General features: G+C 40.0%; 14 protein-coding genes. 13 read left to right on the top strand and 1 reads right to left on the bottom strand.

Going from position 1 to position 14,945, the window contains the following annotated elements:
- The 5 genes from P9Q65_RS08990 to P9Q65_RS09010 all read left to right on the top strand — a co-directional run.
- Positions 1-507, top strand: a 507-nt coding sequence (locus tag P9Q65_RS08990; protein WP_304509070.1) for an NAD(P)-dependent oxidoreductase, incomplete at its 5' end; no start/stop codon positions are given.
- Positions 508-527: 20 nt separating this feature from the next.
- Positions 528-1,151: a bifunctional 4-hydroxy-2-oxoglutarate aldolase/2-dehydro-3-deoxy-phosphogluconate aldolase gene (gene eda / locus P9Q65_RS08995; RefSeq protein WP_304509071.1), complete on the top strand. Its 624-nt coding sequence runs from the start codon at positions 528-530 to the stop codon at positions 1,149-1,151.
- 66 nt (positions 1,152-1,217) lie between these two features.
- Positions 1,218-2,615, top strand: a complete 1,398-nt coding sequence (gene gndA / locus P9Q65_RS09000; protein ID WP_304509072.1) for an NADP-dependent phosphogluconate dehydrogenase — start codon at positions 1,218-1,220, stop codon at positions 2,613-2,615.
- A gap of 1 nt (position 2,616) precedes the next feature.
- Positions 2,617-3,567, top strand: coding sequence for a phosphoglycerate dehydrogenase (locus P9Q65_RS09005; protein WP_304509073.1), 951 nt, complete (start codon positions 2,617-2,619; stop codon positions 3,565-3,567).
- Between the two features lie 48 nt (positions 3,568-3,615).
- Positions 3,616-4,551 (top strand): AEC family transporter, encoded by a 936-nt coding sequence (locus P9Q65_RS09010; RefSeq protein WP_304509074.1) that lies wholly within the window; start codon positions 3,616-3,618, stop codon positions 4,549-4,551.
- Positions 4,552-4,818: 267 nt separating this feature from the next.
- Here P9Q65_RS09010 and P9Q65_RS09015 read toward each other — a convergent pair whose 3' ends face one another.
- A complete protein-coding gene (locus tag P9Q65_RS09015) occupies positions 4,819-5,079 on the bottom strand; it encodes a hypothetical protein (protein WP_304509076.1) in 261 nt (86 codons plus the stop codon).
- Between the two features lie 302 nt (positions 5,080-5,381).
- Between P9Q65_RS09015 and P9Q65_RS09020 the strand changes: the two genes are divergently transcribed.
- The 8 genes from P9Q65_RS09020 to P9Q65_RS09055 all read left to right on the top strand — a co-directional run bounded on the left by P9Q65_RS09020 (position 5,382) and on the right by P9Q65_RS09055 (position 14,944).
- Positions 5,382-7,490 (top strand): glutamine synthetase III family protein, encoded by a 2,109-nt coding sequence (locus tag P9Q65_RS09020; protein WP_304509077.1) that lies wholly within the window; start codon positions 5,382-5,384, stop codon positions 7,488-7,490.
- A gap of 473 nt (positions 7,491-7,963) precedes the next feature.
- A complete protein-coding gene (locus P9Q65_RS09025) occupies positions 7,964-8,641 on the top strand; it encodes a nucleotide-binding protein (protein ID WP_304509079.1) in 678 nt (225 codons plus the stop codon).
- A gap of 28 nt (positions 8,642-8,669) precedes the next feature.
- Entirely contained in the window at positions 8,670-8,885 is a 216-nt protein-coding gene (locus tag P9Q65_RS09030) for a 4Fe-4S dicluster domain-containing protein (protein ID WP_304509080.1), read from the top strand.
- A 17-nt stretch (positions 8,886-8,902) separates the two neighbouring features.
- Positions 8,903-9,961: a 3-methyl-2-oxobutanoate dehydrogenase subunit VorB gene (locus P9Q65_RS09035; RefSeq protein WP_304509082.1), complete on the top strand. Its 1,059-nt coding sequence runs from the start codon at positions 8,903-8,905 to the stop codon at positions 9,959-9,961.
- Complete coding sequence (locus tag P9Q65_RS09040; protein WP_304509083.1) at positions 9,961-10,713, top strand: thiamine pyrophosphate-dependent enzyme; 753 nt, start codon at positions 9,961-9,963, stop codon at positions 10,711-10,713. The genes P9Q65_RS09035 and P9Q65_RS09040 overlap by 1 nt, the downstream gene beginning before the upstream one ends.
- Position 10,714: 1 nt before the next feature.
- A complete protein-coding gene (locus tag P9Q65_RS09045) occupies positions 10,715-11,269 on the top strand; it encodes a 2-oxoacid:acceptor oxidoreductase family protein (protein ID WP_304509084.1) in 555 nt (184 codons plus the stop codon).
- A 322-nt stretch (positions 11,270-11,591) separates the two neighbouring features.
- Entirely contained in the window at positions 11,592-12,134 is a 543-nt protein-coding gene (locus P9Q65_RS09050) for a cell division protein ZapA (protein ID WP_304509085.1), read from the top strand.
- 380 nt (positions 12,135-12,514) lie between these two features.
- Entirely contained in the window at positions 12,515-14,944 is a 2,430-nt protein-coding gene (locus P9Q65_RS09055; protein ID WP_304509086.1) for a U32 family peptidase, read from the top strand.
- Position 14,945 lies beyond the last annotated feature (1 nt).

A 14,945-nucleotide genomic window follows, 5' to 3' on the forward strand; every position in this document is an offset into this window, starting at 1 on the left:
GGTTTTGGTTCCATTGCAAAAAATGTAGCCAGACGAGCAAAAGGCTTTTCCATGAAGGTTTTGGTTTATGACCCATTTATAACGGAAATACCAGAGGAGTTTCAAGATTTTGTAACTCTTACAGATTTGGACACCTTGACAGAAAACAGCGATATTATTTCTATTCATGTGCCGCTGACAGATAGTACAAGGTATTTGTTTAACAAAGAGCGCATTATGAAAATGAAGGAAGAAGCTTACCTAATTAACACAGGCAGAGGCGGAATCATTCAAGAACAGGATTTATACGAATGTATGAAAAACGGTCATTTAGGCGGTTGTGCTGTGGACGTAACAGAGCATGAACCCATAGAAAAAGGCAACCCATTATTAGAATTGGAAAATTTTGTGGTAACGGCTCATATCGGAATGTATTCCATTGAGGCCATCAGTGTCGTCAGCGTTGTTTGTGCCGAAAACGTTGCCAAGGTATTAAATGGAGAGAAACCAAGTTTTGTAATTGTTTAAAAAAGAGAGGTAGAAGGATTATGGACATAAATCAAAGAATTGAAAAACTGAAAATAGTACCCGTTGTGAAAATTGATAACATAGAAGATGCAAAGCCCTTGGCAGAAGCCCTGATCGCAGGGGGCTTGCCCATTGCGGAAGTAACCTTCCGTACGGAAGCGGCTTACCAGGCCATTAAAGCCATGGCGGAAATTCCTGAAATGTTGGTGGGGGCAGGTACAGTAATAAATGTAGACCAGGCGAAATTAGCACTGGAAGCAGGTGCAAAGTTTATTGTATCTCCCGGCCTGAGTGTAGAGGTTGTAAAATTTGCCAAAGAAAACAATATCCCTGTTTTCCCCGGGGTTTGCACACCTACAGAGGTAATGGCAGCCATTGCATTAGAGTTGCCAGTTGTAAAGTTTTTCCCAGCAGAAGCGTATGGTGGTTTGAACACCATTAAGGCTTTGGCGGGCCCTTTTGGTAACATTCGTTTTATGCCCACCGGTGGAATTAGTGAAAAAAATATTAAGGAATATTTGGTAAATCCAAAAATTATTGCTTGCGGCGGTAGTTGGATGGTAAAGGATACGTTGATTCAAGAGAAGAAATTCCATGAAATTCAGCGTTTGACTGCTTCAGCTGTAAAACTGGTAAGAGAATAAAAAATATTACGGTCGGTAGCGGCGAAACCAGCCTATGCCGGCTGTTTTATATAGGGGGAAAATAGGATGGATGTTATGAAGGATTTTGAAATTTCCGTTTACGGTCTTGGTGTCATGGGAAGCAGTTTGGCAAAAAATCTGATTTCAAAAGGCTTCCGTACTGCCCTTTTCGGAAAAAGCCAAGAGGAAAGAGAACGATTCCACGCCCAAGGGGAGTTTACTGTTTTTTCATCGGAAGAAGAAATGATAAAAAGCCTGAAAAGACCCAGAGTGATATTTATGATGGTAACGGCTGGAAGTGTTGTAGATTGTGTTATTGATGGTTTCGTACCCTTTCTGGATGAGGGGGATATTTTAATTGATGGGGGAAATTCTCATTTTAAAGATACCCAAAGAAGATGCCATACTCTTTTGGAAAAGGGAATTCAATTTTTAGGTGTAGGGGTTTCCGGCGGAGAAAAAGGTGCCCTCATGGGCCCCAGTATGATGGTTGGGGGCAGTGAGAAAGCTTGGAAATCCTGTGGCCATATTTTGGAAAAAATGGCGGCAAAGATGGGAGAGGAATATTGTTGTAGCTATCTTGGAAAAGAGGGGGCGGGGCACTATGTGAAAATGGTGCATAACGGTATCGAATATGCGCTAATTCAACTTATTGCCGATATATATTCGGTGATGAAAAAGGGGTTGTGCTTAAGTCGCCAAGAAATTACAGAGATTTTTACCCGCTGGAAGGGTACGGAATTGAATTCTTATTTAATTGATATTACCGCAGGGGTACTTGCCAAAAATGACATAGACGGCAAGCCTTTGGTGGAGAAAATTTTGGATGTGGCACAGCAAAAAGGGACGGGAAGCTGGACTTTAGAGGAAGCTATTGCCAGAGGGGTGTATGTTCCAACCATTTGTGAGGCGGTTTTTGCCAGGTATTTTTCTGTAGATCAGCAGTTGCGAAAAGATGGTAGTCAAGTTTTAAAAGCAACCACCAAGCCTATGATCTTAGAAAACTATGAAGAAAAGCTAAAAGATGCTCTGTACCTTGGTATGATTGTCAGCTATGCCCAAGGTGTTGCTTTGATTAAAAAGGCATCCGAAGATTGCGGTTGGGAAATTGATCTGCCTTTGGCAGTGTCCCTTTGGCGAGAGGGTTGCATTATTCGAAGTGAACTTTTGAAGGATATCACAAAGGCATTAAAAGAAAGTGATAAAAATATTCTTCTTTCCCAAAGTTTTGGAAATTTAGGCAGGAGAGAAGAGGCTTTGCGTGAAATTTCAGCTAAAACCATAGAAGCAGGCGTTGCGGCTCCTACATTCCTATCGGTCATTTCATATTATGACAGCTGTCGTACGGAAAAAATGAATGTAAACATAGTACAGGCGTTAAGAGATTGTTTTGGAGCCCATACCTATGAAAGAACGGATGTGAAGGGAAGTTTTCATACCCTTTGGATGGAAGGAGAAAAATAAGGTGAAAGTATTAGTTACAGCACGATCTTTCGGCAGTGCCGATGATAAAGCTCAAAAATTATTGGAGGAAAATGGTTTTCAAGTGAAAAAGTTGGTAGCAGCTGACGGCCCAATTGCAGAACAGTTGAAAACGGAAATTGTTGATGCTGATGCGATGATTGCAGGTTTGGAGGACTATTCGCCAGAGCTTTTGGAAAGGGCAAAAAAGCTTAAGGTAATTTCCCGTTATGGTGTTGGGTATGACAAAATTGACTTAGTGGCGGCAAAGGAAAAAGGCATTGCGGTTACCATTACCCCTGGTGCAAATGGTGATTCTGTGGCGGATATGGCAATGGCTTTGATGTTGGCGGCGGCCAGAAACGTGGGCTATATGGATTGTTGCATCAAAGAAGGCAGGCAGCAAAGGCCAACAGGGGTGGAGATGTTTGGAAAAACCCTTGGGGTTATTGGTGCAGGCAGAATTGGAAAAGGCGTAGCAAGAAGATGCAAGGGTTTTGCGATGAATATTCTTTGTTACGATACATATCAGGATGAAGCATTTGCCCAAGAAACAGGGGCAAAATATGTTGATTTTGAAACGATTGTAAAAGAGGCAGATTTTATTACCATTCACTCACCATTAAACGAGGAAACAAAAAATATGTTTCATGATGAAATCTTTCGTAAAATGAAGAAGAAGGCGGTTATTGTAAATACTGCCCGTGGTGGGATTATTGATGAGGCTGCGTTATATAAAGCTTTGAAAACTGGGGAAATCGGTGCAGCGGGTTTGGATGCAACGCTGGAAGAGCCTCCATACAGTAGTCCATTATTGGAGCTTCCCAACTGTACCATTACCCCTCATGCCGGTGCGGCTACTTATGAAGCAAGCAGCAAAATGGGTTTCCTAGCGGCGCAAAATATTCTGGATATCTTTCAGAAAGGTAAATGCAGCTTTACAGTGGATCAATAAAGGTATAAAATTGTATACAAAAAACGTTTTTTGGGGAAGGTCGATGGCATGGGAGCGATTTTAACGGTATTGGATAAATTAATGATTATATTTTTTCTTCTTTTAATTGGATATTTTTGTCGGAAGAAAAACATTTTTGGTGATAGCTTTATGCAAGATTTTGCTGGGTTTTTGACCCGTATCATTATTCCTTGCTTTGTTATTTCTTCCTTGCAAATCGACTACACCCCTGAATTGTTTCGGGAAGGTGCAATGGTATTTATTGTTTGCGTGATTATGCACCTTTGGGGGCTGATTGTAGGCTGGATTTCCTTTCGAATTTTGAAGGTACCCCAAAAAGCAAAGGGCATTTGGATTTTTAGCTGTATGTTTGCAAATATTGGCTTTATGGGCATTCCTGTTATCGCTATGATTTTTGGGGGAAGCAGTGTATTTTATTGTGCGTTTGCCACTTTTGCCTTTAATATGATGTCTTATACTTTAGGGGCTGTTGTTTTACAAAAATGCTCGGAGAATCCTGACGGTAATAAGGTGAATATGTTAAAGCTGTTAAAAGCCCCTGTAAACGTGGCAACGGTAGTAGGCATTTTATTTTTTGTGTTAAATATCCGTTTACCGGGGCCTATGAAGGACACGGTGGATATGGTGGGAGGGATGCTTTCTCCTTTGGCAATGATTTATATTGGGGGTATTCTTGGGAAATTTAATTTTAAGGAAACGATTACGGAAAAATGGGCATACCCTGTTTCTTTTTTTCGATTGATTTTTATGCCTTTATCGTCTTATTTTATATTGAAGCCTTTTATCCATGATACATTGATCTTGGGAGTGATTGTGGTGGGACTTTCTACACCCATTGGGGCATTTTGTGCAATATTGGCGGCAGAATTTGGTGCAGATGAAGCATTAGCAAGCAAGTATATTTTTGTGAGCACGGTATTATGTGTTTTTACAATGCCCGTATTTTTTATGCTTTTTCTATAAACGGAAGCTTGAATGGTTTTGATGCAAAACAAAGTTGCACCTAAAGTAGCCATCATCCCTATGAGAGATGAAACGCTGGGGTGATCTTATCTTAGATTTAGACAAGAAAAGTAGGGGGGGATTAAAAAAACCGACTATCTTTATAGATAATCGGTTTTTTTATGGGGCTGTTACAACATTAAGTTTTATTTGTCGGTTTCAAGGAGAACATTTTATGAAGAAGATACAATAAGGGAGCATATAATCAGTAAATGACAAAGTTTTCATTTACATTTTTCGTAACAGCCATTTCTGGCTATCGCAATTACAAGTAAGCTCATAGATTTTTTCCATGCCATCCATAATACTGCTGCAGAGAAAAGAAAGGGTTGGGCTACCGCCGAATTTGTTTTTTTCTGTTTGTATGATGTGATCCACTTTAATGACTATCGTTTCTCCCTTTTCTTCCAGGCGAAAACGTACGGGGGTAACGGCCCCATCTTTGGATGTCCAGGAAATCATATCAATATTTTTATTTAAAAGCTTCATGTAAGGTGCCTCCTCAAAAGAACTTAATATTACTATAACAGAACTTATGTTCCTTATCAATGGCAAATTTATACCAAAATGAGAATGAACGTTTTTTATTGTCCATAAAATAAAAATTTGTATATTTAGGAATGGATTTGCATAAAAAATATTTGTATGATATACAAAAAATAATGCAAATGGAAGCTGGATTTCTCCAAAGTGTGGGGCGCAAAATCGTTGCAAAACCCTTTTCGCGCTTGTATAATAAAAGGTATGGTAAAATGAAGAGGAATGAAAGTTAACCCAGAAAGGACAAGTGTATGTACGAAAAAATTTCTATACCCGAAATTTTCGGCATGAATGTGTTCAATGACGCAATGATGCGTGAACATTTGCCAAAGCAAGTCTATAAGGAATTAAAAAACACCATTGAAAAAGGGGAAATGTTAAACTCCTCCATCGCAGATATTATTGCCAATGCCATGAAGGATTGGGCAGTGGAAAGAGGGGCAACTCACTATACCCATTGGTTTCAGCCAATGACAGGGATTACTGCGGAAAAGCATGATTCCTTTTTGGCACCACCAAGCAACGGAAAAGCAATTATGGAGTTTTCCGGCAAGGAATTAATCAAAGGAGAGTCGGATGCATCTTCTTTTCCCTCCGGTGGATTGCGTGCAACATTTGAGGCAAGGGGATATACAGCTTGGGACTGCACCTCACCTGCCTTTTTGAGGGAGGATGCTGCAGGCATCACGTTATATATTCCTACGGCTTTTTGCTCCTACACAGGAGAGGCCTTAGACAAAAAAACACCCTTGCTACGCTCTGTTGAGGCCATTTCAAAGCAGGCAATGCGTATTCTACACTTATTTGGCAACACAACTGCCAAGAAAATCAATGTGTATTCAGGGGCAGAACAAGAATATTTTCTGATTGATCGCAATTTATATAATCAGAGAAAAGACTTGATTTTTACAGGCAGGACACTTTTTGGAGCGGCACCGCCAAAAGGACAGGAATTAGACGATCATTATTTTGGTTGTATTAAAGAAAGGGTTGCCTGCTTTATGCGGGAGTTAAATATTGAGCTTTGGAAGCTTGGTGTGACTGCAAAGACACAGCATAATGAGGTAGCACCTGCACAGCATGAACTTGCACCTATTTATGATGATTGTAACCGTGCTGCTGACCACAATCAGTTAATTATGGAGGCAATGAAACGTATTGCAGGACATCATGATTTGACTTGTCTGCTTCATGAAAAACCCTTTGCAGGAGTAAATGGCAGCGGCAAGCATAACAACTGGTCTTTGGGGACGGATGACGGACAGAACCTTTTGGACCCCGGAAAAACACCCCACGAAAATGCGCAGTTTTTAGTATTTTTGACTGCCATTATCAAAGGCGTGGACAAATATGCCCAGCTTTTGCGTTTAGCGGCGGCAAACCCCGGGAATGATCATCGTTTGGGAAAACAGGAAGCACCACCTGCTATTATTTCTATTTTCCTTGGAGATCAGCTTCTGAATATTTTTGATCAGATTGAGCATGGTGAGGCAACCAGCAGCATTCAGGGCGGAAAAATGCGGGTTGGTGTAAACACACTGCCTTACTTGAAAAGAGATGCAACGGATCGAAACAGAACCTCACCTTTTGCTTTTACGGGCAATAAGTTTGAGTTCCGTATGCCTCCTTCCTCAGGCTCTATTTCAGGCCCGAACTTTGTATTAAATACAATTGTTGCCGACGTTTTAGCTGAGTTTGCTGATGAACTGGAGAAGGCACAAGATTTTAATACTACAGTACATGAATTGATACGCAAAACCTATATCGACCATAAGCGAATTATTTTTGATGGCAATGGTTATTCTGATGATTGGTTAAAAGAGGCAGAGAACAGAGGTCTTAGCAACATAACAAATATGGTAGATTCTGTTCCTTATTTGGTGGAAGAAAAGTCCATAGAGCTGTTTGAGCGCCATAAAGTATTAAGCCGTGTGGAATTGCAGTCGCGTTCGGAAATCATGTATGAAACTTATATAAAACAAATCAATATTGAAGCGAAGGCAATGATTGACATTGCTTCTAAGCAAATTCGTCCTGCTGTTGTAAAATATGCAGGAGAGGTGGCATCTTCTTTCACAGCTATGAAAGTTGCGGGCTTTGATACTTGCGTTGAGGAAGAATTGTTGCAGGAAATGAATGAAAATATTAAGGCTTTCCATAAAGCTTTAAAACACCTCACGGAGGTTACGAAAGAGGCGGCTATGCTAAAGGGGAACAGCCGAGCACAAGCCATGTTCTATCGGGACTCTGTTTTTGTTGCCATGGAACAATTGCGTGCGCCCGCGGATAGATTGGAATTTTTGGTAGACGAAAAGGCTTGGCCTTTCCCTACTTACGGAGAATTGCTGTATAATGTGTAATCTTTATGTAAGACAACAAAATATTTTCTGACAAAAAAATCATTCTTTTTACAAATTATTTGTAAGAGGGATGGTTTTTTTTGCAGAAACATGAGTGTTAAGGGAATTGCAAACAAAAAAGTTACCTTGTAAGACAAAAGAAAATAATTATAAAAATACAGACAAAAATCAAACTGAAATATCTAAAATAAACAAATATTTTGCAGACTAAGCGTTTTTTTATAGGGAGAAAAAATTGGTTAAATGTTTTTTTTTAGATACTCGTCAAAAATCTAACTGATTTTATTGCAAAAGAAATATGGATGCGCTATAATGTATACAAATACCTAGGAGATGTTCTTTATTTATGAATCAAAAAAAAATGTAATATTATCATTTTTTGTGTAAAATAAACATAAAAATACTTGATTTATACAAATTGCACATTTACCGATACAAAATTCAGTGTGTATTTTAAAAATGAGGTGAATACAATGCTCACTGACGATAAAAGAATTCGTATTATTTCGGGTCACTACGGTAGTGGAAAGACGGAGTTTGCGGTAAATTATACCATGCAGCTCAGTCAAAAGGGCCGCAAGGTCGCCATTGCCGATTTGGATATTGTAAATGTTTATTTCCGCTCTAGGGAAAAAAAGAAGGAAATGGAAGCAGCGGGTATCATGGTCATATCATCTTCGATAGAGGGGGATGGGCTGGATGTACCTGCGGTTTCTGCTGCCATGACTATGCCGGCAAGGGAGCGTAGCTTTGACTACGTTGTCGATTTGGGGGGCAATGACGTTGGCACAATGGTGCTTGGTCGGTTAAAACCGATTTTGGACCCTGCGGAAGTGGATTTTTTTATGGTAGTCAATGCATATCGTCCCGATACGTCTACACCTGAGGGTGTAATTGAGCAGATGGAGAAGCTTGAGTATTCATCGGGGCTGAAAGTGACAGGCTTCATCAACAACACAAACCTGATTCGAGAGACCAATGCACAATGCCTTTTGAATGGGGATGCTGTTTTGGGCGAGGTAACAAAACGTACAGGCGTCCCTGTGAGGTATGTTTCTTTTGTGGAAGAGTTAATGACCGAAAAGGTGCCGCTTGGGCTTGCCGGGGAGTTGTTCCCTATGAAGTTATATATGAGAAAAACCTGGATGTAAATTTAAATATTTATGGAGGTGTATTTGAATGGCAAAAGGTAAGGTAACGATCAATGAAATGCTCTGCAAGGGCTGTGAACTCTGTGTTTCCGTTTGTCCCAAGCATGTGCTGAAACTTTCTGAAACAAAAATTAATGCATCGGGCTACAACCCTGCGGAAGTAGTAAATGATGACTGCATCGCTTGCACAAGCTGTGCGAAGATGTGTCCCGACTGCGCAATTACAGTAGAAAAGCTCGATTAAGAGAGGAGGAAAATTCAATGGCAAAGGTTTTAATGAAAGGCAACGAAGCAGTTGGTAAAGCAGCGATTGAGGCGGGTTGCAGATATTTCTTCGGCTATCCGATTACTCCTCAGAGCGAAGTGCCAGAATATTTATCTAGTGAATTACCTAAGGTTGGCGGCGTTTTTGTTCAGGCAGAGTCTGAAGTTGCGGCAATCAACATGGTTTATGGTGCAGCCGGTGCAGGCGCACGTGTATTAACAAGTTCTTCTTCCCCCGGTATTGCATTGAAACAAGAAGGTATCGGCTATATTTCCAACGCAGGTTTACCTGCAGTTATCATCAACATGATGCGTGGTGGTCCTGGTTTGGGTACAATTCAGCCCGGTCAGGCTGACTATAACATGGCAGTAAAGGGTGGCTCAAACGGTGATTACCATGATATCGTTTTAGCTCCTGCGTCCGTTCAGGAAGCTGTTAACATGGTTATGGAAGCTTTTGATTTGGCTGACTATTATGGCACACCTGTTATCGTTTTGGCCGATGGTTTGATTGGTCAGATGATGGAGCCTGTAGAATTTAACTATGTTTGTAAAAAAGAACTGTCTCCTAAAACTTGGGCATTAACAGGTAAGGGTGATGGCGAAAAGCATATGGTAGAAAACTTGGTTATCGAAGCTTCTGAATGTGAAGCTTGGAACCAGAAACATTTTGAAAAATATGCGAAGATTGAAGCCAATGAACAGGCTTGGGAAGAATATTTGATGGATGATGCAGAATATGCATTTGTTTCCTATGGCACTTCTTCCAGAATTGTTAGAACAGCAATCAGCTATTTGAGAGATGCAGGTTACAAAGTAGGTATGATTAGACCAAAAACATTGTGGCCTTTCCCTGTAAAAGCTTTTGATAAATGGGATAAGAACATTAAAAAATATCTTGACGTTGAAATGAGCATGGGTCAGATGGTTCAGGATGTTGCTTATGCTTGTAATGATAAAAACAAAATTGAGTTCTATGGCAGAACAGGTGGTATCGTTCCTGCTGTAGATGAAATCGTTGAGTTTGGTAAGAAAGTTATGGGAGGTGACAAATAATGGCAGTTATATTTCAAAAACCCAAAGCTTTAACTGATGTAAAATTGCATTATTGCCCTGGTTGTGCACATGGTATAGTTCACAGACTTTTAGCAGAAGTTTTGGAAGAAATGAATGATGACAAAAACGCAATCGCAGCTGTGCCTGTTGGCTGTGCGGTGTTCGCAAACAAATACTTTAACTTCGATGCTATTCAGTGTGCTCACGGTCGTGCTCCCGCTACAGCAACAGGTATCAAAAGAGTACATCCCAATAAATTAGTTGTAACATATCAGGGTGATGGTGACCTTGCGTCTATTGGTACTGCAGAAATCGTTCATGCGGCTGCAAGAGGTGAAAAGATTACAACCATTTTCATCAATAATGGTATTTATGGTATGACAGGCGGTCAGATGGCTCCTACAACATTGCCTGGCATGAAGGCTACAACAGCAAAAAGTGGCCGTGATCCCAAAATTAACGGTAACCCTATTCGTGTATGCGAAATGCTGTCAACTTTGGATGGCCCTGCTTACATCGAAAGAGTAAGTGTTGCTACACCTGCTCAGGTTACACAGGCGAAAAAAGCCATTAGAAAAGCTTTAGAAATTCAAAAACAAGGTCTTGGCTTTACATTTATTGAGGTTGTTTCCAGCTGTCCTACAAACTGGGGCTTGACACCGGTTAAAGCTATGGAATTTGTAAGAGAAAAAATGATCCCTTACTATCCTCTTGGCGTTTATAAAGACATCACTGCAGAGGAGGGCAAATAATATGAATACACAAAGAATTTGTTGTGCAGGCTTTGGTGGCCAGGGTACTCTTTCTATGGGTAAAATTTTGGCTTATGCAGGTATGTTGGAGGGACATGAGGTTTCATGGTGCCCTTCATACGGCCCAGAAATGCGTGGTGGTACAGCAAACTGCCATGTAATCGTATCTGATGAACCTATCGGTTCTCCCGTAATTACCAGAGACGCAAATTGCGTTATTGCAATGAATCAGCCTTCTTTGGATAAATTTGTTGATATTCTTGCAAAAGGCGGCACTTTAATTGCAAATGCTGATTTGGCTGCTTTAAAAGAGGACAGGGATGATATTCAGGTATTAAATGTACCTGCAAATACAATGGCATCTCAGGAATTTGGCAGTGCAAAATTAGCTAACATTATTTTATTGGGTGCTGTGATTCAGGCAATCAGTCCTGTAAAGGTGGAAAGCGTTGATGATGCTTTTACCCATGTATTTGGGGGAAGCAAAGCAAAATTTATTCCCGATAACAAGAAAGCTTTTGAAATGGGCTTTGCATTCGCAAAAAATAACAAGTGATATTTGAATCTCCTAAATATTGACGGTCTTTTGGCAGGGGCAACCTTGCCAAAAGGCTTTTTTTGTTGTAAAAAAACATTCCGTACCCGTAATTGATATGATATAATGAAACATGTATATGTTTCCATAATTAAGTAATTTTATTGGGCAGGGAAATACCCTGAGGGCGGAAAAAATGGATGAAGATGCAGCAATACACGTTGTTGTATATGGAAAAAGATATTGACGCAGTCACTTAAGAAGGAAGAATCTTCTAACTGATGCTTGTATACCCATTTATTGAATTATGTTCGAAGAAGGCACTGGAGAGGAGTGTAAGTTTTTGAAAAACAGAATAAAAATTTCCGTGGACGGAAAGTCTTTTACTTTAATGGGAGAGGAAACGGAATCTCATATGCAGGCGGTGGCTGAGTATATTCATGAAAAAATAACAGAAGTTCGTAGAAATGCAGCGGCGGTTAAGATGGATGCCAGCCTTGCATATGTATTGACAGCTATAAACGTTGCAGATGATTATTATAAAGAAATGGAAAAAAATGCAGAATTGGAAGGGCGTAATTTAGGTTTAACTACAAGGCTGAAAGAAATGGTTTCCCAGTTAGATGACGCAAAAGCGGAGATTGCTGAATTAAAGGCAAAGCAGGCGATGTTAGAAGCATATGGTGCTGAAGATGAGAGAAAAAGTCAACCAACAGCAAAGAACAAAGAAGAACAGCTTGAAGTTGTCCAGAGCATTATTATTAATAAAGAAGAAACTGTTGATGACGGGGTGGGACACAACCACTATCCTATGGGGTTAAAGGGTGGACAGGCTGAAAAAAATATGACGAGAAAGGCAATTAGAGATAAATATCGCAAAAAGTGATGAAGCGATGTAAATGAACTGTGTTGTTGGGGGAAGATTGAAAAGAGTAGTAATTTTTCTAATAAAATCGTTTTAAATATAAAACTGATGTTTCTGGGTTGTTGTTTTAAGCCATATAACCTCAAAGTCAATTTGTTTGGAGCACAAAGCAAGTAAATTTATAACTTTTAGGAGAATAGAATTAATTGGTAAATAGGCTTTTTAGAATAAAAAGTCTGCGTTGCAAAGCGACTTTTTTCTCGGATTTTTAAAAGAATGTTGATGTTGTCAGCATTTTTGCCTTTTATTTAAGAGATGGGAAGGACGTTTTGTTTTTTTGGCAATAATAGAGAAGGAATTAAAATTGAAATAGATCTGTTCGTAAAGAGAGGAGAATGAAGATGTCGGCAAGGATTAAGCCTGAATTATTGGCTCCGGCAGGCTCCATGGAGAGTTTGAAAGCAGCAGTTAACAATGGCTGTGACGCAGTTTATTTGGGAGGAAAGCTTTTTAGTGCCAGACAATATGCCGGAAATTTTTCTTTGGAGGAATTGGAAGAGGCTTGCGATTATTGTCACCTTAGGGGAGTTAAGATATATGTAACAGTAAATATACTATATAAAGATAAGGAATTAAAAGAATTTATTGATTTTATAGGTAAGTTATATAAAATAGGCGTGGATGCTTTAATTGTGCAGGATACTGGTGGGGCTAAGTTGATTCGGGAATTTTATCCTGACTTTCCTTTGCATGCAAGTACCCAAATGACCGCCAATTCTCTGGGAGATGTTCGGTATTGGGAAAGCCTGGGATTTTCCAAAATTGTATTAAGCAGGGAGCTTTCTTTGGAGGAAATAGGAGAAATTACTGCCCAATGCGAAGCGGAAATCGAAACGTTTGTTCATGGTGCATTGTGTGTATCCTATTCCGGACAATGTATTATGAGCAGCATTTTAGGGGGGAGAAGCGGCAATCGTGGACGGTGTGCTCAGACCTGTCGTTTACCCTATACCTTATATAAGGGTGCAGACAAACTGCAAGAAGGTTATCTCCTTTCTCCGAAGGACATTCAAACGGTAACAATTTTACCACAATTAATTGAAGCGGGAATTGCTTCTTTTAAAATTGAAGGGCGTATGAAAAATCCTGAATATGTGGCAGGTGTTACTGGGATTTATAGAAAGTATATCGATTTGTATTTTGAAAATCCTGAGCAATATGAGGTATCCTCTGAGGATATGAAAACTTTAACACAGCTTTTTAATCGTGGTGGTTTTTCGGAAGGTTATTATACCTCTGCCGGCGGCAAGGATATGATGAGTATTGAGCGGCCGAAAACATGGGGATTAAAGATTGGTTTTGTTGATAATTTTAACCCACAACATAAGCGAGTGACCATTCGTACTCGTGAACCGTTGGTTCCAGGGGATGGCATTGAGATTTGGACGTCCAATGGCCCCCATGTGGGGACGAATATATCCAGACCGTCCAGAGCGGGGGAAGTTATCTCATTAACTATGGTGGGGGATATTCAGAAAAACAATGTTGTTTATCGTACGTATGATAAATCTTTAAATGATACTCTGCGAAAAACATGGGAAAAGGATACACGTAAAAGGTCTGTTTGGGGGTTATTAAAGGCCCAAAAAGGTCAGCCTTTGGCATTACAGCTTTGGGATATGGATGGCAGCAGTGTTTATGTTACAGGTGATATTGTGGAAAAGGCTGAAGAACGTCCTACTGCCCCGGAAAAGTTAAAACAACAGACTGAAAAATTGGGGGCTACCCCCTTTGTTTTGGAAAGCTTGGAGTTGGAAGTAGATAGCGATGTTTTTGTAAATATTCGTTCCTTGAATCAATTAAGGAGGAACGCTGTAGAGAGCCTAGAAGCGGCGATTCTTAAAAAATCCAAGCGACAAAATCCACAGGAAGAAAAGAAAGAGGTAAAAGAAAAGAAAAAATTTTTACTTCAAAAAAGCTTGCACGCTTTGGTGACGGATTTCTTGCAACTTGAAGCGATTGTTCGTACAAAAGGTTTGCAGGTGATTTATTATGAGGTTTCCACAGATATGGAGGGAAATTTAGATGCTGCATTGGAGCTTTGTCGGCGCTTTGGGGTAAGCCTATATGCTGCTTTGCCAAAAATCAGCAGACAATGGCGCAAGGACATTGAAGATACAGCTGTTGAGCGCTTGAAAAACAGTGATATTGACGGATTTTTGGTACGTTCTGCAGGGCAATTTGACATGGTAAAGAGTAGTGGCAAAAAAATTACCATGGACTATACTTTGAATGTAATGAATGAAGAAGGCGTTGCTTTTTGGAAACAGCAGGGTGTGGATGAAGTTTGTCTTTCTGTGGAGGCAAATCTGCAAGAAATCAATACCATGGGAGATCGGACCTGTGAAATGGTTGTATATGGATATCTCCCCTTAATGAAAACGCAGCAATGTCCTATAGGTAATTATGTGGGGGGAAAACAAGGTCATTTCTTTTGTTCTGAAAAAAATCAAACAGAACTTTATTTCTTAAGGGATAGAAAGGGCATGAAATTTCCTTTAATGACGGATTGTGAACGCTGTGTGTGCACTGTTTTGAACAGTAAACCTCTTTTTACTCTGAAATTTTATGATGAAATTTTGGAAAGTGTAACAGGCAGTGTTCGGTTGGATTTTACGAAAGAAGGCCCTGGTCGTGCGGCGAAAGTGATGAAAGCTTATGCTGAAATGACACAAAATCCTAATAAAATAAGTGCAGAAACGAGGAACCTTTTGGAGGAAATGAAGGAAAAAGGAAATACAAAGGGGCATTTCTTCCGCGGAGTGGAGTGAG

The organism is Anaerotignum sp., from assembly GCF_030625865.1.
Classification (GTDB): Bacteria; Bacillota; Clostridia; order Lachnospirales; family Anaerotignaceae; genus Chakrabartyella.